The sequence below is a fragment of the Klebsiella sp. PK18 genome (assembly GCF_057784655.1).
The window spans coordinates 875382-892813 of the sequence record NZ_CM173493.1 but is presented as its reverse complement, the minus strand read 5'-3'; the positions used below and the strand labels follow the sequence as shown (position 1 = coordinate 892813).

The window sequence follows — 17432 nt, the reverse complement described above, 5'->3', positions numbered from 1 at the left end:
ATATCCGATAGAATCGACATTGGCATACCAGACTATGCCGGCTCGTCAGTTCCTGCCAAAAGCGTGATCGCGATGGTTTTTCCGCCCCGCCCCGTCGATATGTCCCTTTTCGGTCTGTGATAAACTGCGCTTTACCACGTGAAATCAGGAATCGATGAATGGCTACAATGCTGGATGTCTCAATTCGCGCAGGCGTCTCGAAAGCGACGGTTTCCCGCGTGTTGAACGGCACAGGTCAGGTGAAAGAGAGCACCCGCCAACAGGTCTTTAAAGCGATGGAAGAGCTGGGCTACCGGCCGAATTTTCTCGCACGCTCGCTGGCCAATCAGACCAGCAATAGTATCGGGCTGGTCGTCTCCACCTTCGACGGCTTCTACTTTGGCCGTCTGCTGCAGCAGGCTTCACGCCAGACGGAAGCCTGGGGAAAGCAGCTTATCGTCACTGACGGTCATGATACGCCGGAGCGCGAAGAGGAAGCGGTGCAGATGCTCGCCGACCGGCAATGCGATGCGATCATCCTCTATACCCGGCACATGAGCGAGAAGGCGATCATGTCGCTGATTAATTCGATCGCCATGCCGCTGGTGGTGATTAACCGCGATGTGGCGCAGGCCCGCGAACGCTGCGTGTTCTTCGAGCAGCAGGAAGCCGCCTTTCAGGCCGTGGAGTATCTGATTACCCAGGGCCACCGCGATATCGCCTGCATGACCGTCCCGATGCACACCCCCACGGGCCAGGCTCGCCTGCAGGGCTACCGCAACGCGCTGCTAAAACATGGTATTGAGTGGGATCCGAGCCGGGTGAAGTACGGGGACTCGACGATGACCCGCGGCTACGAACTGTGCCGGGAACTGCTGGACGAGAAAGCCCGCTTCAGCGCGCTGTTTTCCTGTAACGATGATATGGCGCTGGGGGCGTCAAAGGCGCTGCATCAGGCGGGGCTGCGTATTCCGCAGGATGTGTCGCTGTTTGGCTTCGACGATGCGCCAAGCGCGAAATGGCTGGAGCCGGGGCTGTCGACGGTCTATCTGCCGATCGACAACATGATCACCACGGCTATCGATCAGGCGATCAAGCTTGCTAACCAGCAGCCGATAGAAACGATCCCGCCGTTTACCGGCACGCTGGTGCTGCGCGAGTCGGTAACGACGGGACCTTTTTTAAATAAGCTCTAAGGCCAGCAGCTCCTGAATGGTCTGGCGACGGCGGATCAGCCGCGCCTTGCCGCCATCAAACAGCACCTCCGGCAGCAGCGGACGGCTGTTATAGTTGGATGACATCGAAGCCCCGTAGGCGCCGGTGTCATGGAGCACCAGATAGTCCCCAGGCACCACCGCCGGCAGCAGGCGGGTCTCGACTTTGCCCCCTTCCTGCTGGGTAAAGACGTCCCCGGATTCGCACAGCGGCCCGGCCACCACGGTTTCCACCTGCGGCGCGGCGCTGAGATCGCGACCATCCGCCGCCAGAGCGGTGATATGGTGATAGCTACCGTACATTGCCGGGCGCATCAGGTCGTTAAAGCCGGCGTCAATCAGCACAAAGTGACGGCTGCCCATCTCTTTCACGCTGCGCACCTGCGACACCAGCACGCCGGACTCGGCCACCAGGAAGCGTCCGGGTTCAATCTCCAGTTTCACCGGGTGCCCCAGATGGGCCGCGATCTGCTCCCTGGCGCGGTTCCACAGGCCATAATAGTGGGCGGTGTCGATGGCCTCTTCGCCTTCGCGGTAAGGAATCGACAGACCGCCGCCGGCGGAGATGGCCTGCAGATCCTGGCCAAAGTCGACGACCTGACGCACCATCGCGCCGCACACCTGCTCCAGATGACCGTAGTCAACGCCAGAGCCAATATGCATATGGATCCCGACCAGCTGCAGCTGATAGCGACGCATCACTTCCAGCGCCGCCGGCAGGTGGCTGTACCAGATACCATGCTTGCTGTTCTCCCCGCCGGTATTGGTTTTCTGGCTGTGGCCGTGACCAAAGCCCGGGTTGACGCGCAGCCAGACGCGATGGCCCGGCGACACCTCGCCCAGCTGGCTCAGCATGTCGATCGAGCCGGCGTTCACCGGGATCTGTAACGCTTTCACCCGATCGAGGGTGGCGTCGTCGATCAGATCGGCGGTAAAGACGATATCCTCTGGATTCTGCTGCGGATCGTAGCCCGCCGCCAGCGCCCGTTCGATCTCCCCCAGCGACACCGAGTCCACCTTCACCCCCTGCTCACGCATCAGACGCAGAATATGAATGTTAGAGCAGGCTTTTTGCGCAAAACGTACCACGTCAAACTGGCTGAGCTGGGCAATCTGGCGGCGAATAATCTGCGCATCATAGACCCAGACTGGACAGCCAAATTCCGCGGGCAGGCGCAGCAGGTTGTCTGCGGTCAGGTCAGTATCGGTGGCGTAAAGCGAGTGTGGCATAAGAACTCCGGTGCAGTGCGTGTGTTGGTCGCTGTTTTTTTTCGATTACGCCACAGTGGCGGACGAATAAAAAATATCGTTTTATCGCAACTCTATGCAAAAATGATATGGTTACAGCCGAGCCTCATGGAGACCGCATGCCAGCCGTTAATTTGCGTCATATCGAAATCTTTCACGCGGTGATGACCACCGGCAATCTGACCGAAGCGGCGCGGATGCTGCACACCTCGCAACCCACGGTCAGCCGCGAGCTGGCGCGCTTTGAGAAAGTGCTCGGCCTGAAGCTGTTTGAACGGACCCGCGGTCGCCTGCAGCCGACGGTGCAGGGCCTGCGTTTGTTTGAGGAGGTTCAGCGTTCCTGGTACGGCCTGGACCGCATCGTCAGCGCCGCCGAGAGCCTGCGCGAGTTCCGCCAGGGCGAGCTGTCGATCGCCTGCCTGCCGGTCTTTTCCCAGTCCTTTCTGCCGCTGCTGTTGCCGCCGTTTCTCGCTCGCTACCCGGAGGTCAGCCTGCAGATCGTCCCCCAGGAGTCGCCGCTGCTGGAGGAGTGGCTCTCCGCCCAGCGCCATGACCTCGGCCTGACGGAGACCCTGCATACCCCGGCGGGCACCGAACGCACCCCGCTGCTGACGCTGAATGAAGTCTGCGTGCTGCCTGCCGGCCATCCGCTGGCGGTGCAGACGACGCTGACCCCCGCCGATTTTCAGGGCGAAAACTACATCAGCCTGTCGCGCACCGACAGCTATCGCCAGCTGCTTGACGCCCTGTTCCTTGAGCATCAGGTTAAACGGCGGATGGTGGTCGAAACCCACAGCGCGGCCTCGATCTGCGCCATGGTGCGCGCCGGCGCCGGGATCTCGGTGGTGAATCCCTTGACCGCTCTGGACTATGCCGATAGCGGCGTGGTGGTGCGCCGCTTTAGCGTCGAGGTGCCGTTTACCGTCAGCCTGATCCGCCCCCTCCACCGCCCGCGATCGGCGCTGGTCGACGCCTTTGTTGCACATCTGCAGGAGAGTCTGCCGCAGATCCTCACGCCGCTGGCGTCGGTCCTGCAGAGAGCATAAAGTTGACCGCGTCTTCTGCGTGGATCGCCGCAGTGTCAAAGACCGGCAGCGGGCTGAGCTCGGCAGGCACCAGCAGGCCAATTTCCGTACAGCCGAAAATAACCCCTTCCGCCCCCTGCTCCGCCAGGGCGGCGATCACCTGCAGATAATAATCCCGCGACGCCTCGCTGAAAGTGCCGAGACAGAGTTCGTCGAAGATGATCTGATTGATCCGCGCCCGATCGTCAGCCTCGGGGATCAACGTCTCGATGGCAAACTGCTCCAGCAGACGACCGCGGTAAAAGGTCTGCTCCATGGTATAGCGGGTGCCCAGCAGCGCGACCCGGCGCTGGCCTTTGGCGGCAATCGCCCGCCCGGTGGCATCGGCAATATGCAGGAAGGGAACCTGGCAGCGGGCGGCGATGGCATCCGCGACTTTATGCATCGTGTTGGTGCACAGGACAATGCCTTCGGCCCCCGCCTGCTGCAGCCCAACCGCGGCTTCAGCAAGGATCTCCCCGGCGCGATCCCAGTCGCCGGCGGACTGGCAGGCTTCGATGTCGTGAAAATCGACGCTGTGCAGCACCAGGCTGGCAGAGTGCAGGCCGCCCAGTCGCGCCTTAACGCCCTCATTGATCAACCGATAATAGGGGATCGTGGACTCCCAGCTCATGCCGCCTAACAGGCCAATGGTTTTCATCTTCTGCTCCTTATGTCGTTTCTGCCAGTGAAGCAAACTTGTGATCAACTTTCCACTTCTCTGGCCGCGTATTTCTTTTTCATGAAGAGTGGGATAAGTTAAATGAAACAATGTTTCACTTTAACAACAGGACCGCCCGATGTTTATTTTCCATAAAGACACCACCCTTGAAGACCTCGGCAATGGCGTAACCCGCCGCATTCTGGCCCACGACGGTAAAATGATGGCCGTGGAGGTGAATTTTGCCGCCGGCGCCGTCGGCCCGATGCATAACCATCCCCACGAACAGCTCACCTATGTGCTCTCCGGTGAGTTTGAATTCACCATCGGCGAGGAGACGCGCGTCGTCAGCGCCGGCGATACGTTGTATAAGCAGCCAGGGATCATGCACGGCTGCGTCTGCCTGCAGCCCGGCACGCTGCTCGATACCTTCACGCCGGTCCGCGAAGATTTTCTCTCACGCTGATCCATGATGGGGGCGTTCACCGCCCCCGGTTTACGTGTTACCGCAGGCATTAAAAAAGATGCCGTCACAATCATTATCCTGGTAATAATATTTTTCGCTCAGTTAACGCTGAACCTTCATTCTTTTCAGGCTCCCGCAGTCCCCTAAAATGCTTACCACCTCACCTTTTTGAAACATCGTTTCGACTTTGATCACATTTCCATCCTGATCTGCATGACGCAGAAATAAATCGCAATAAAATGAAATTAAAACGGTGTTTTATAAAAAATAGAGTAGCATAAAAGCGAGCCTGACAGCACGCCACTTGCTGGCTCACTTAATTACTAACCCATTCATTAACAAGGACATGTTAATCAGAGGAAGCGTTCAGACATTTTTGCGCTGTCAGGCGAAAAGGCCGACAGCGCCGCGTCACCGAATCCGTATTACAACTCGTAAGCCAGGTAGGTATGTATGAATGAAAACAAGCTGCTGGGATTGGCATGGATATCACCCTATATCATCGGGCTGATCGTCTTTACCGCTTTTCCCTTTGTTTCATCTTTCTTTCTCAGTTTTACTGAGTACGACTTGATGAGCCCGCCGGTATTTAACGGCATCGAAAACTATCGCTATATGTTGACCGAGGACAGCCTGTTCTGGAAATCGATGGGCGTGACCTTTGCCTACGTTTTTTTAACTATTCCCTTAAAACTGGCTTTCGCCCTCGGCATTGCTTTTGTGCTCAATTTCAAACTGCGCGGCATCGGCTTTTTCCGTACCGCCTACTACATTCCGTCGATTCTCGGCAGCTCGGTGGCTATTGCGGTACTGTGGCGCGCCCTGTTCGCCATTGACGGCCTGCTGAATAGCTTCCTCGCCGTCTTTGGCATTGATGCCGTCAACTGGCTGGGGGAGCCTTCGCTGGCGCTGATGTCGGTCACCCTGCTGCGCGTCTGGCAGTTTGGTTCCGCGATGGTCATCTTCCTCGCCGCGCTGCAGAACGTTCCGCAGTCGCAGTATGAGGCGGCGATGATCGACGGCGCCTCAAAGTGGCAGATGTTCATGAAGGTCACCGTGCCGCTGATCACTCCGGTCATTTTCTTCAACTTTATTATGCAGACCACTCAGGCGTTCCAGGAGTTTACCGGCCCGTACGTGATAACCGGCGGCGGCCCAACCTATTACACCTACCTGTTCTCACTCTATATCTACGATACCGCCTTTAAGTACTTCGACATGGGCTATGGCGCCGCGCTGGCATGGGTGTTGTTCCTCGTCGTCGCGGTCTTTGCATCGATAGCCTTTAAGTCATCGAAATACTGGGTCTTCTACTCCGCCGATAAGGGAGGCAAAAATGGCTGATATTCAACAGATGGCGCCGGTAATGAGCAACGCCGATCGTGAGGTCGCTCGTACGCTGCGTCGGGAAAAGGTGAGTCGGGTGGTACGCTACGTCGTGTTGATATTCGTCGGCCTGCTGATGCTCTACCCGCTGGCGTGGATGTTCTCCGCCTCGTTCAAGCCGAACCATGAGATCTTCACCACCCTCGGACTGTGGCCTGCCCACGCGACCTGGGACGGGTTTATCAATGGCTGGAAGACCGGCACCGAATACCATTTCGGCCACTATATGCTTAACACCTTTAAATATGTGATCCCGAAGGTGGTGTTAACGATCATCTCCTCCACCATCGTGGCGTACGGCTTTGCACGCTTTGAGATCCCGTGGAAGAAGTTCTGGTTCGCAACGCTCATCACCACCATGCTGCTGCCGAGCACCGTCCTGCTGATCCCGCAGTACCTGATGTTCCGTGAAATGGGGATGCTGAACAGCTATCTGCCGCTGTACCTGCCGCTGGCCTTCGCCACCCAGGGATTCTTTGTCTTCATGCTGATCCAGTTTCTGCGCGGCGTCCCACGCGATATGGAAGAGGCGGCGCAGATCGACGGCTGCAACTCCATCCAGGTGCTGTGGTACGTGGTCGTGCCGATCCTCAAGCCGGCCATTATCTCGGTGGCGCTGTTCCAGTTCATGTGGTCGATGAACGACTTTATCGGCCCGCTGATCTACGTCTACAGCGTCGATAAGTATCCCATCGCGCTGGCGCTAAAAATGTCCATCGACGTCACGGAAGGCGCGCCGTGGAACGAAATTCTGGCAATGGCGAGTATCTCCATTCTGCCGTCCATCATTGTCTTCTTCCTGGCTCAACGCTACTTCGTGCAGGGCGTGACCAGCAGCGGAATCAAAGGTTAAGAGGGAAATATCATGGCTGAAGTCATTTTCAACAAACTGGAAAAAGTTTACTCCAACGGGTTTAAAGCGGTGCATGGTATCGACCTGAAGATTGCCGATGGCGAATTTATGGTGATCGTCGGCCCCTCCGGCTGCGCCAAATCGACCACCCTGCGCATGCTGGCGGGTCTGGAAACCATCAGCGGCGGCGAGGTGCGGATTGGGGACAAAATCGTCAACAACCTGGCGCCAAAATCACGTGGCATCGCGATGGTGTTCCAGAACTACGCCCTCTATCCGCATATGACGGTGCGCGAAAACCTCGCCTTCGGCCTGAAGCTGAGCAAGCTGCCGAAGGCGCAAATCGACAGACAGGTGGAAGAAGCGGCGAAAATTCTCGAACTGGAAGAACTGCTCGATCGCCTGCCGCGCCAGCTCTCCGGCGGCCAGGCGCAGCGCGTGGCGGTGGGTCGGGCGATCGTCAAAAAACCGGACGTTTTCCTGTTCGACGAACCGCTCTCCAACCTTGACGCCAAACTGCGCGCCTCGATGCGGATCCGCATTTCCGATCTGCATAAGCAGTTGAAAAAATCCGGCAAACCGGCGACCACCGTCTACGTCACCCACGATCAGACGGAAGCGATGACCATGGGCGACCGCATCTGCGTGATGAAGCTCGGCCACATTATGCAGGTTGATACGCCAGACAATCTCTACCACCAGCCGAAAAATATGTTTGTCGCCGGGTTCATCGGCGCGCCGGAGATGAATATTCGCCCCAGCCAGCTGGTTGAGCACGACGGTCGCCTGCATCTGACGCTGGGCGATCAGCGACTGCCGCTCAACGACCTGCTGCAAAGCAAAGTTGAGACCCATAAGAATCAGCAGGTTTTCTTTGGCGTGCGCCCGGAGTTTGTCTCTCTCTCCGATGAACCCTTTGCCGAGGGTTCCTGCACGGGTGAAATGGTACGTGTGGAAAACATGGGACATGAATTCTTTGTTTATCTGAAGGTTGCTGATTATGAGCTGACCGCCCGCGTGCCGTCCGATGAAGCGAAACCCATGCTCGAGAAGGGCCTTCATCGCAAGGTTTATTTCAAATTTGATCTCAATAAGTGTCACATCTTTGACGCGAAAACCGAACAGAACCTCTCTCTGTGAACACTGGAGTATTAAAATGAAAAACGTGCTTTTAAGCGCCGTCATCTCCGCCACTCTGGGCCTTACCGCATTACCGTCAATGGCGAAGGATGTCGACCTTCGTATGTCCTGGTGGGGGGGCAACGGCCGCCATCAGGTCACCCTCAAGGCGCTGGAGGAATTCCACAAACAACATCCCGACATTAACGTCAAAGCAGAATACACCGGCTGGGACGGCCATCTTTCGCGCCTGACCACCCAGATTGCCGGCGGCACTGAGCCTGACGTGATGCAGACCAACTGGAACTGGTTGCCGATCTTTTCGAAAAATGGCGAGGGCTTTTACGATCTCAATACCCTGAAAGACGAGATCGACCTCAGCCAGTTCGATGCCAAAGAGCTGCAGTCCACCACGGTCAACGGCAAGCTTAACGGTATTCCCATTTCCGTCACCGCCCGCGTCTTCTACTTTAACGACGAAGCGTGGAAAAAGGCGGGCATCGCCTTCCCGAAAACCTGGGATGAGCTTATGGCGGCGGGCAAAACCTTCGAAAGCAAGCTCGGGAAACAGTACTACCCGGTCGTGCTCGAACACCAGGACGTGCTGGCGCTGCTCAACTCTTATATGGTGCAAAAATACAATCAGCCGGCCATCGATGAGAAGGGGCGCAAATTTTCCTACAGCAAAGCGCAGTGGGCAGATTTCTTCGGTATGTATAAGAAGCTTATCGACAACCATGTGATGCCGGACACCCGCTACTATGCCTCGTTCGGCAAGAGCAACATGTACGAGATGAAGCCGTGGATCCAGGGTGAATGGGGCGGCACCTACATGTGGAACTCCACCATCAACAAATATTCCGATAACCTGAAGCCGCCGGCGAAGCTGGTGCTGGGGGAATACCCGATGCTGCCGGGCGCCACCGACGCCGGACTGTTCTTCAAGCCCGCGCAAATGTTGTCGATTGGCAAATCGACGAAAAACCCGCAGGCGGCGGCGAAAGTGATTAACTTCCTGCTGAACAGTAAAGAAGGGGTGGATATTCTCGGACTGGAGCGTGGGGTACCACTGAGTAAAGCGGCGGTCAACTACCTGACCGAGGACGGGATCATCAAAGCCGACGATCCGGCGGTGTCTGGCCTGAAACTGGCGCAATCCCTGCCGACTACCCTGCCGGTCTCCCCGTACTTCGACGACCCGCAGATCGTCGCCCAGTTCGGCACCACCCTGCAGTACATCGACTACGGTAAAAAGTCGGTGGAAGAAGCGGCCGAGGACTTCCAGCGCCAGACCGACCGCATTCTGCGCCGCGCGATGCGCTAACCTGCCCGTCTGAACTCTCCCGCGGCGTCCGCCGCGGGAGAGTCTGCCTGAGTATCCTGTCAGAAAAAATATTTAAAACGCACCCGAGCGCCGTAGCGTTCATCGGGATTCCCGCTCTTCGCTGCCGTGGAATCGAGCCACGAAGCATAGGCGCCAAGGTAAATATTGAAGTTCGGCATCGCCATAATATTCGGCAACTGCCAGGAGGTGTGCAGGGTATGGATGTCATAGCGCCCCGGCGCGAGAATTGCGCAGTCGCCATCACATTCGCTGGTCACCCCGGCCATATTGAACTGGTCGATTTTGTTATGCGCGTAGATATAGCCCAGCTCCACGCGATGCCACAGGGCGTTAATTCCGGCGCTGAAGTCGGTTTCGTCCGCCGCGTCCAGCAGGGCGGTACTCAGATTGACCACCGCCCCATCCTGCGGGTCGCTTTTCAGGGTGTTCCAGCTCATGGTCAGCCCGTAGCCGGTGCGATTTGACTGGTCGACCCAGCGTCCGCTCTGGTTCTGATAGCCGTAAGCATTGTTGACGAGATTGCTCTCTATCGCCGCGGCCGCCGACCAGGCGCCGGACTGCCACACCGCCACCGGCCGCACGTACACCACATTTTTGCGGTTTTCCAGCGCGTTACCATGATAGTTCTGATCGACAAACAGCGAACTGCCGTCCTCCACCAGGGTGTTAACCTCGAAATACCAGTTATCCACCGTTTTGCTGAACAGAAGGTTGCCGCCGCTGCTGCTGCGCCCGCGTCCCTCTTTCATCATGTAAATATAGCCATAGCCGTCGGAATAGAGATCGTTGGCGGTATTGCCTGAATACTCAATAAAGGTGTCCTGATTCAGGGGGAACATATCCCAGGCTTCAAAGCGGCCTATTTTTATTTTCCAGTCATCCTGCTGACCAAAGAAAAATACCGCATCGTCGAGATTCATTTTGCCATCCATATCCGCCAGCGGCTGCACGCTGAATCCGGCATATTTCCCGTCAGCGCCATTACGCCTGCCGTCAATCCCCAGCAGAATACGACCATTAATATCCCAGCGTTCTTTATCGCCCGGCGCCCAGCTTTTATTCGCGCTGGTTTTGACCGACGTCAGACTGCCGGTGCGGCTGGCGCCATCGAGGTTAAATTCGACGTCGCCATAAAATTTTAATTCGCCATTGTCGTTTAGCTGCAGGCGCGGCGTAGCCGGCGCCGCGCGGGCGACCGTCGTGGCCTGCTGCTGGCCTTTCAGCGTCTTAATTTCCGCCTCTGCGCTGGCGGCGCGCGCCTCCGTTGCCTTTAGCCGCTGCTCCATTTGCGCCAGTCGCTCCTCCAGCGATAACGGCGCCTGCGCCATAACGGATGGCAGATACAGAGACGTGAGAAAACACCCGACCCAGATTTTATTCATCGGTAAACCCTTTTATTATGGAATGAACTGAATTTATTATTAATGGGTAACGCACGACGATGCAGGCAATAATAACCCGCCCATCGTCAAAGACGGGTTATTAACGACAACAGCCTTATTATTATTCGAGCTGCCAGGCGCCGGCTTCAGTTAATGCAGCTGAGCCGCTCCAGGCAAATAACGCTAATTCACGGCAAGGGACCTGCGGATAGATACGACTGCTCAGGCAGGCTTCGCCATCATTGACGAAAACCTCAACCGAAGAGCTATCGATAAATATCCGCAGGTTGAGATCCGCCCCGGCGGTCAACGGCACGCTGCGCGTCCCGCACAGGCCAAACTGCGGATAATGCCGCTCCACCACCAAACGCTGCTGTTGGGCATCCACATAGATGCGCAGGCCCTCGCCAAAGCGCAGACCATACTGCTCGGCGCTGCTGCGGGCGCAGTCCCAGCGCAGGTGCACCTCCATCGCCTCGCAGTTGTCGACCATCGTCGTCTGCTGGTTGTTCAGGGTGCTGACCGGCCACGGGAACCAGGCGCCGCGCAGGCTCTCCACTTCTTTCGCCGGGCGCATCTGCAGGCGGTTATCCGCGCTCAGGCTCAGCTCGCGCGGCAGGGAGAGCATGCCCGCCCAGCCGTCCTGCTGCTCCGGCAGCGGCGATTCCCACATATCCAGCCAGCCAATCACGATCCGCCGGCCATCGGGGGTGGCGAAGCTTTGCGGGGCATAGAAATCGTGGCCGTGGTCCATCTCCCTGAATTCGCCGTGGCGAATAAAACGCTGCCCCGGTTGCCACTCGCCGATCAGATAGCCGCTCTGGAACAGATTGCGGTTGCGGAATCCTTCGGCCTGCATCCCCTGTGGGGAAAACATCAGGACGCGCTTACCGTTGAGAGTGAAGAAGTCCGGGCACTCCCACATGTAGCCCATGGTGCTTTCCGCTTCATCCAGCACGCCCGCATCCTGCCACTGGCGCAGATCGGTTGAACGGTACAGCCGCACCTGGCCGGTATCGCCTTCACGCGCGCCGACGATCATGTACCAGCTATCCCCTTCCCGCCAGACCTTCGGGTCGCGGAAGTGGTGCATGCCTGGAGGGGTGTCGACCACCATCCCCTGGCGCTCAAAGTGGATCCCGTCGCGGCTGGTGGCCAGACACTGCACCTGATACAGATTGGCTTCGTCGCCAGGATCGCCGTGGAACTTATGCCCGGTGTAAATCAGCGCCAGGGTATCGCCATCGACCACCGCCGAACCGGAGAAGCAGCCGTCTTTATCTTCCGGCCCCTCCGGCGCCAGCGCCACCGGCAGGTGCTCCCAGTGCACCAGATCCTTACTGCGCGCGTGCCCCCAGTGCATCGGCCCCCACTGGGTGGAATACGGGTGATGCTGATAAAAGGCATGGTACCAGCCGTCGAACCACACCAGACCGTTAGGGTCGTTGATCCACCCGGCGCGGGCCGCCAGGTGATAGTGTGGATACCAGCGCAGATTGAGCGCCTGGCGTTGTGTCTGCAGTACCTGTTCAGCCCGGGAGATTGTGTAAGTCATCATTTTCACTCTTTTTGATTCAGATAGCGGTAGGTTGCGACACCAGCGGATCGGCCGAGGATTTACCGGAGCGCAACAAGAAGATGGAGATAAAGGTGGTGCAGAACACCAGCAGGCCCATGATCAGATAGGACTGGGCGAAGCCATATTTTTCATAGCTGTAGCCCGCCAGCGGCGACAAGACGCTGGCAATGATCGAGCTGGTGCAGGCGAAACCCACCAGATAGAGGGTGGAGGAGAGGCGTTTATCAAAGTTGATGCTGTTGTACTTAAAGATAGCCACCAGCAGTATCGGCAGCTCCACCGCGTGCAGCAGTTTGGTAATGGAGATCAGCAGCGGCCCCTCCACCAGGCCAGAGGCCACCATGCGCATCGCCATCACCATGCCGGCGAAAATCAGACCGTTCTTGGCGCCGATACGGTTCACCAGCCACGGCGCGCAGAACATGCCGGCCGCCTCGAGGAACACCTGGAAGGAGTTGAGATAACCATACATCTCGTTGCCTTCCTGCAGGGTCGCGAACTGCGATGAGAAATAGACCGGGAACTGCTGGTCATAGACGCCGTAGATGCAGGTGCCGATGACGAAAAAGACCAGCGCCCAGAACCGCGGCAGCGTCAGCAGGCGCAGTGCATCTTCCAGCGTCACTTTACCGCCCGATACCGCCTCCTGCATCGCATGCGGTGCCGAGGAGACCCGCAGCCGCGCCAGCAGGATAAAGAACACCAGCCCTGAGCAACTGGCGACGAGGAAGTTAAGCTGCGGATTGATATTAAACAGCAGGCCGGCGAAGAAGGTGGCCACCGCCCAGCCGAGCGAGCCCCACATCCGTGCCCTGCCGAATTCAAACTGGCTCTGACGCGCCACGCGCTCGGTGTAGGATTCCAGCACGCCAATGCCGCCGTTAAAGGTCAGGCCGATGTAGATCCCGCCGAAGATGCTGCCCAACAGGACGTTAATCTTCAGCAAGTGGCCGAACAGCAGATACGCCGGACCGGAGAGGATCAGCAGCGCGGTGATATACCAGAGCAGATGTTTGCGCAGCCCCAGTTTGTCCTGAATGAAGCCATAGCAAACTTGCGCAAACAGCGCGGAAACCGACAGTACGGCATAGATAATACCGGTATCGCCAGCCTTTAACCCAACCTCCTGGTGAAGCCAGATAGAGAGCAAGGAGCCGGATGACGACCAGGTCACGAAAAAGAAAAACAGTAAGGCACTGAGCAACGGGTAGCTGTGTGAGTGATGCGCTTTCATCATGACATTCTCGTGTTAGAGGAATGCAGTTATGGTAACGTTAACAAAAAACAAAACGCAGGGGGATTCGCTGCGATACATGATGTTAATCACAAAAGTTAACGTTAACATAATGAAGATGCGATCGCGATCAAATATTAACCGCGGCAGCGTTCAGGACGGCGATAGCAGAAAATCGTTTCACTCTTTTACATCAGCGACTTAGTTGTATAGCCTGTACTCTGCAGCCACGGCGGAGGAAAAAATGGCGTCCCTGAAAGATGTAGCAAAACTGGCGAATGTATCTCTGATGACCGTCTCGCGGGCGCTGAACACCCCGGAGCGGCTCAAGCCGGAGACCCTGGCCCGCGTGCAGGCCGCCATCGCCGAGACCAACTACGTCCCCGACCTGTCGGCGAAGAAGATCCGCGGGGCGCGCGCCACCCCCAGCACCATCGGCGTGCTGGCGCTGGATACCGTCACCACGCCCTTTTCGGTGGAGATCACCCTCTCGATCGAAGAGACCGCCCGCGCCCACGGCTGGAACAGCTTTGTGGTCAACATGTTTTCGGACGATAGTCCGGAAGCGGTGGTCGACCTGCTCCTCTCCCACCGTCCGGACGGCATTATCTTTACCACCATGGGGCTGCGCCAGGTGCCGCTGCCGGACAAACTGCTGACTCTGCCCTGCGTGCTGGCCAACTGCGAAAGCCTCAGCCAGCCGGTGGCCAGCTATATCCCGGACGATGAACAGGGCCAGTACGACGCGGTGAAAGCCCTGCTTGCCGCTGGCTATCGTCATCCGCTGTGCCTGCACTTACCCGCCAGCCAGCTGGCGACGATCCGCCGCCGCCAGGGGCTGGAGCGCGCCTGCCGGGAGGCGGGTATCGAACCGGACCATCTGATCCATTCGTATATGGGCCAGGGCGATGAGCATTACCACGATATCCCGGCGGTGGTGCTGGCGCATATCCGCGAGGGTAAACCTGGCTTTGACTCGGTGATCTGCGGCAACGATCGCATCGCGTTTATGGTCTATCAGACGCTGCTGGGTCAGGGGTTACGCATTCCCCAGGACGTGGCGGTGGTGGGATACGACAATATGGTGGGCATTGGCGATCTGTTTCTGCCGCCGCTTTCCACGGTGCAGCTGCCGCACTACGACATCGGGCGCCTGAGCGCCCTGCATATCATTCACGGCGACAACCATCGGGAGACGCGCAAAGTCGCCAGCCCGTGGTTGCCGCGCGCCTCACATTAACGGTTACCGATGTTGCGCAGCTTCTCGCCCGCCATCAGGTTGCGCTCAATGTGCTCGAGGGTGACATTCTTGGTTTCCGGGATCAGCCAGAAGGTGACGCCGATAAAGGCCACGTTGAGCACCGTGTAGAGCCAGAAGGTACCGGCGGCGCCAATCGCGTCAAGCAGCGTCAGGAAGGTGGCGCCGATGATCATGTTCGACACCCAGTTGGTGGTGGTCGAGCAGGTGATACCGAAATCGCGGCATTTCAGCGGCTGGATCTCGGAGCAGAGGATCCACACCACCGGCGCCGCGCTCATCGCATACCCGGCAATACACATCATGGTCATGCCGACGGAAAGCCAGGAGAGACCGCTGGAGGCGGTGCCATTGTCGAACTGCATCAGGCAGTAACCCAGCACCAGGGTGCCCAGCGCCATCACGCTAAAGCCGATTTTTAGCGCCGGCTTACGACCCGCTTTATCCACCGTGAACACCGCAATAAAGGTGGCAAACATAAAGGTCAGGCCCACCACCAGAGTGGCGATCATCTGCTGTTCGGTAGTGGTAAAGCCCGCCATTTTAAAGATACGCGGCGCGTAGTACATGATGATGTTCATGCCGGTGAACTGCTGCATCGCCTGCAGCAGCATGCCAAGGAACACCGCCCGGCGCACGTTACGATTGACCTTAAACAACGCCCAGCCGCCCTGCTTCAGCTTCAGGCTCTCACGGATCTCGTTAAGCTCGTCGCGCGCCTTTTCCGAGGTATCGCGCAGCATCCGCAGCACCTCTTCCGCTTCGATATGGCGTCCTTTCTCCGCCAGCCAGCGCGGGCTGTTCGGCAAAAAGACGACCAGAATAATCAGGATCACCGCCGGCAGCGCCAGCACGCCTAACATGGCGCGCCAGTTACCGCTGTAGCTAAAGGCGGTATCGGAAAGAAACGCCAGCACAATGCCGAGGGTCACCATCAGCTGGTACATACTGATCATTTTCCCGCGCACGTTCTCACTGGCCATCTCGGAGAGGTACAACGGCGCGGTATAGGAAGCGATCCCGACGGCCACCCCCAACACCACGCGGGCTATCAGCAGCACCTCCACGCTGGCGGCAAAAGCGGAGCCGATAGAGCCGGCAACAAAGAGCACAGCCCCCGCCATCAGGCTGTATTTACGGCCGAGGCGGAACGACAGCCAGCCGTTAAACAGCGCACCGATCGCCGCCCCCAACATCATACTGCTGACCACCCACTCCTGAAGCTGGCTGGATAAGGTGAAGTGGTCGGTAATAAAGGGCAGCGCCCCGGATATCACGCCGATATCCAGGCCAAAGAGCAACCCCGCTACCGCCGCAGCGATAGAAACAAACCAGTTCATCCGCCGGGTGTCACGTTGTGTCCGCGGCGTTAATGCAGAGTCGTTACTGATTGAAGTCATTTTTATTCCTGCCACACAGAGAAAGACATAGGACGAAAGTACGTGACTGGCGGAGGAGTTTGTCAGGCTGGATAAGCCAAAGATATGGACTATTTTGCTGGCAGGAGAGGTTTTGTGATGGACATTAAAGTTTCTAAGGAACAAAAAATGCGTTTGTCATAGTGAATAACCCTGTCCATACAGGGCAGTAACATTAATCAGGCGATATAGAATATGGACGATTATCACTTATTGATATGGACAATAATTGCTCACTCGGCCGGTGCGATACTCACCGCCCCGGCCGTCGCGGAGGGGGTTAGCGCGCCAGCCAGCCGCCGTCCACCGCCACCGTGTAGCCATTGATGTAATCGGAAGCTGGGGAGGCAAGGAATACCACCGGCCCCATCAGATCGGCCGGCAGGCCCCAGCGCCCGGCGGGAATGCGGTCGAGAATTTCGCTGCTACGCTGTTCGTCAGCGCGCAGCTGCTGGGTGTTATTGGTCGCCATATACCCCGGAGCGATGGCGTTGACGTTGATATTGTGTTTGGCCCATTCGTTCGCCAGCAGGCGGGTCACGCCCATCACCGCGCTTTTGGACGCCGTATACGATGGCACGCGGATCCCGCCCTGGAAAGACAGCATGGAGGCGATGTTAATGATCTTCCCGCCGCTGCCCTGGGCGATAAAGTGCTTCGCCGCCGCCTGGGACATGAAAAATACGCTCTTGATGTTCAGGTTCATGACGTCGTCCCAGTCCTTTTCGCTGAACGCCAGCGCGTCCTCGCGGCGGATCAGCCCGGCGTTATTGACCAGAATATCAATATGGCCGAATTCCGCCACCGCACGCTCCAGCAGCTGGGGGATACCGTCGATCTGGCGCAGGTCGGCGGTCAGGCTGAGAAAGCGGCGTCCCAGCGCCGTCACCCGCTCGATGGTTTCCACTGGCTCGACGATATTGATACCAACAATATCGCATCCTGCTTCCGCCAGCCCGAGGGCCATTCCCTGACCTAAACCGGTATCGCATCCGCTCACGACGGCTACTTTTCCCTGCAGGGAGAATGCATCAAGAATCATAATGTGTTCCTTAATCGTTCAGAGCCTGCTGCGTGCAGGCAAGGTTCTCTCGGCCCTGCCCACGCCGATGGCGGAGCTGAGCGTGGGGTGAACTCTCGGGCATAGCCCACCATAATGAAAATAAAACAGAGTTCCGTTTTTGCTGATGGGTGCCATCTTAGCCCTGCCCCCTGTCATTTTCAAT

16 protein-coding genes are annotated in these 17432 nt (G+C 57.7%); 8 read left to right on the top strand and 8 right to left on the bottom strand.

The features are described 5' to 3' along the window. Positions 1 to 167: 167 nt before the first annotated feature. Positions 168 to 1175 carry a LacI family DNA-binding transcriptional regulator gene (locus tag AC3EMD_RS04450; RefSeq protein ID WP_162535939.1) on the top strand — a complete coding sequence of 336 codons (1008 nt, stop codon included), beginning with the start codon at positions 168 to 170 and terminating at the stop codon, positions 1173 to 1175. Here the strand turns inward: AC3EMD_RS04450 and lysA are convergent. After that, complete coding sequence (gene lysA / locus AC3EMD_RS04445) at positions 1161 to 2423, bottom strand: diaminopimelate decarboxylase (protein WP_008806341.1); 1263 nt, start codon at positions 2421 to 2423, stop codon at positions 1161 to 1163. The two genes, AC3EMD_RS04450 and lysA, sit on opposite strands and share 15 nt — an antisense overlap. A 137-nt stretch (positions 2424 to 2560) precedes the next feature. Here lysA and AC3EMD_RS04440 point away from each other — a divergent pair, with 137 nt between their 5' ends. After that, positions 2561 to 3487 (top strand): LysR family transcriptional regulator, encoded by a 927-nt coding sequence (locus AC3EMD_RS04440; protein WP_008806342.1) that lies wholly within the window; start codon positions 2561 to 2563, stop codon positions 3485 to 3487. On the opposite strand, the gene AC3EMD_RS04435 is transcribed toward AC3EMD_RS04440, so the two are convergent. Continuing rightward, the gene (locus AC3EMD_RS04435) at positions 3453 to 4166 is read right to left on the bottom strand and encodes an aspartate/glutamate racemase (protein ID WP_008806343.1); all 714 of its coding nucleotides are present in this window, start codon (positions 4164 to 4166) and stop codon (positions 3453 to 3455) included. The two genes, AC3EMD_RS04440 and AC3EMD_RS04435, sit on opposite strands and share 35 nt — an antisense overlap. Positions 4167 to 4305: 139 nt before the next feature. Here AC3EMD_RS04435 and AC3EMD_RS04430 point away from each other — a divergent pair, with 139 nt between their 5' ends. From AC3EMD_RS04430 to AC3EMD_RS04410, 5 genes are all read left to right on the top strand, one after another. Next, complete coding sequence (locus AC3EMD_RS04430) at positions 4306 to 4632, top strand: cupin domain-containing protein (protein WP_012540645.1); 327 nt, start codon at positions 4306 to 4308, stop codon at positions 4630 to 4632. 453 nt (positions 4633 to 5085) lie between these two features. Next, positions 5086 to 5976 (top strand): carbohydrate ABC transporter permease, encoded by an 891-nt coding sequence (locus AC3EMD_RS04425; RefSeq protein ID WP_004205419.1) that lies wholly within the window; start codon positions 5086 to 5088, stop codon positions 5974 to 5976. After that, on the top strand, positions 5969 to 6871 hold the full coding sequence (locus AC3EMD_RS04420) for a carbohydrate ABC transporter permease (RefSeq protein ID WP_008806346.1): 903 nt from the start codon (positions 5969 to 5971) through the stop codon (positions 6869 to 6871). Before AC3EMD_RS04425 ends, AC3EMD_RS04420 begins: the two co-directional genes overlap by 8 nt. Positions 6872 to 6883: 12 nt before the next feature. Beyond that, positions 6884 to 8011 carry an ABC transporter ATP-binding protein gene (locus AC3EMD_RS04415; protein WP_008806347.1) on the top strand — a complete coding sequence of 376 codons (1128 nt, stop codon included), beginning with the start codon at positions 6884 to 6886 and terminating at the stop codon, positions 8009 to 8011. Between the two features lie 16 nt (positions 8012 to 8027). Next, positions 8028 to 9314, top strand: coding sequence for an ABC transporter substrate-binding protein (locus tag AC3EMD_RS04410; protein ID WP_008806348.1), 1287 nt, complete (start codon positions 8028 to 8030; stop codon positions 9312 to 9314). Positions 9315 to 9373: 59 nt separating this feature from the next. On the opposite strand, the gene AC3EMD_RS04405 is transcribed toward AC3EMD_RS04410, so the two are convergent. From AC3EMD_RS04405 to AC3EMD_RS04390, 4 genes are all read right to left on the bottom strand, one after another. Next, entirely contained in the window at positions 9374 to 10717 is a 1344-nt protein-coding gene (locus AC3EMD_RS04405; RefSeq protein ID WP_022064921.1) for a carbohydrate porin, read from the bottom strand. Positions 10718 to 10838: 121 nt separating this feature from the next. Then, positions 10839 to 12272 (bottom strand): glycoside hydrolase family 32 protein, encoded by a 1434-nt coding sequence (locus AC3EMD_RS04400; RefSeq protein ID WP_188212714.1) that lies wholly within the window; start codon positions 12270 to 12272, stop codon positions 10839 to 10841. 19 nt (positions 12273 to 12291) lie between these two features. Further along, positions 12292 to 13533 (bottom strand): MFS transporter, encoded by a 1242-nt coding sequence (locus tag AC3EMD_RS04395; RefSeq protein ID WP_012540640.1) that lies wholly within the window; start codon positions 13531 to 13533, stop codon positions 12292 to 12294. A gap of 12 nt (positions 13534 to 13545) precedes the next feature. Then, positions 13546 to 13680 carry a hypothetical protein gene (locus AC3EMD_RS04390; RefSeq protein ID WP_048293565.1) on the bottom strand — a complete coding sequence of 45 codons (135 nt, stop codon included), beginning with the start codon at positions 13678 to 13680 and terminating at the stop codon, positions 13546 to 13548. Between the two features lie 94 nt (positions 13681 to 13774). Here AC3EMD_RS04390 and AC3EMD_RS04385 point away from each other — a divergent pair, with 94 nt between their 5' ends. After that, a complete protein-coding gene (locus AC3EMD_RS04385) occupies positions 13775 to 14770 on the top strand; it encodes a LacI family DNA-binding transcriptional regulator (RefSeq protein ID WP_008806352.1) in 996 nt (331 codons plus the stop codon). Here the strand turns inward: AC3EMD_RS04385 and araE are convergent. Together araE and kduD are read right to left on the bottom strand one after the other, a co-directional pair. Beyond that, on the bottom strand, positions 14767 to 16188 hold the full coding sequence (gene araE / locus AC3EMD_RS04380; protein WP_008806353.1) for an arabinose-proton symporter AraE: 1422 nt from the start codon (positions 16186 to 16188) through the stop codon (positions 14767 to 14769). The genes AC3EMD_RS04385 and araE overlap by 4 nt on opposite strands. A 298-nt stretch (positions 16189 to 16486) precedes the next feature. Continuing rightward, positions 16487 to 17248, bottom strand: coding sequence for a 2-dehydro-3-deoxy-D-gluconate 5-dehydrogenase KduD (kduD, locus tag AC3EMD_RS04375; protein ID WP_012540639.1), 762 nt, complete (start codon positions 17246 to 17248; stop codon positions 16487 to 16489). Between the last annotated feature and the right edge of the window lie 184 nt (positions 17249 to 17432).

Bases quoted from the DNA above. Each gene is read 5' to 3' on its own strand.
- AC3EMD_RS04450 (WP_162535939.1), top strand. From the start codon at position 168: ATGCTGGATGTCTCAATTCGCGCAGGCGTCTCGAAAGCGACGGTTTCC.
- lysA (WP_008806341.1), bottom strand. From the start codon at position 2,423: ATGCCACACTCGCTTTACGCCACCGATACTGACCTGACCGCAGACAAC.
- AC3EMD_RS04440 (WP_008806342.1), top strand. From the start codon at position 2,561: ATGCCAGCCGTTAATTTGCGTCATATCGAAATCTTTCACGCGGTGATG.
- AC3EMD_RS04435 (WP_008806343.1), bottom strand. From the start codon at position 4,166: ATGAAAACCATTGGCCTGTTAGGCGGCATGAGCTGGGAGTCCACGATC.
- AC3EMD_RS04430 (WP_012540645.1), top strand. From the start codon at position 4,306: ATGTTTATTTTCCATAAAGACACCACCCTTGAAGACCTCGGCAATGGC.
- AC3EMD_RS04425 (WP_004205419.1), top strand. From the start codon at position 5,086: ATGAATGAAAACAAGCTGCTGGGATTGGCATGGATATCACCCTATATC.
- AC3EMD_RS04420 (WP_008806346.1), top strand. From the start codon at position 5,969: ATGGCTGATATTCAACAGATGGCGCCGGTAATGAGCAACGCCGATCGT.
- AC3EMD_RS04415 (WP_008806347.1), top strand. From the start codon at position 6,884: ATGGCTGAAGTCATTTTCAACAAACTGGAAAAAGTTTACTCCAACGGG.
- AC3EMD_RS04410 (WP_008806348.1), top strand. From the start codon at position 8,028: ATGAAAAACGTGCTTTTAAGCGCCGTCATCTCCGCCACTCTGGGCCTT.
- AC3EMD_RS04405 (WP_022064921.1), bottom strand. From the start codon at position 10,717: ATGAATAAAATCTGGGTCGGGTGTTTTCTCACGTCTCTGTATCTGCCA.
- AC3EMD_RS04400 (WP_188212714.1), bottom strand. From the start codon at position 12,272: ATGACTTACACAATCTCCCGGGCTGAACAGGTACTGCAGACACAACGC.
- AC3EMD_RS04395 (WP_012540640.1), bottom strand. From the start codon at position 13,533: ATGATGAAAGCGCATCACTCACACAGCTACCCGTTGCTCAGTGCCTTA.
- AC3EMD_RS04385 (WP_008806352.1), top strand. From the start codon at position 13,775: ATGGCGTCCCTGAAAGATGTAGCAAAACTGGCGAATGTATCTCTGATG.
- araE (WP_008806353.1), bottom strand. From the start codon at position 16,188: ATGACTTCAATCAGTAACGACTCTGCATTAACGCCGCGGACACAACGT.
- kduD (WP_012540639.1), bottom strand. From the start codon at position 17,248: ATGATTCTTGATGCATTCTCCCTGCAGGGAAAAGTAGCCGTCGTGAGC.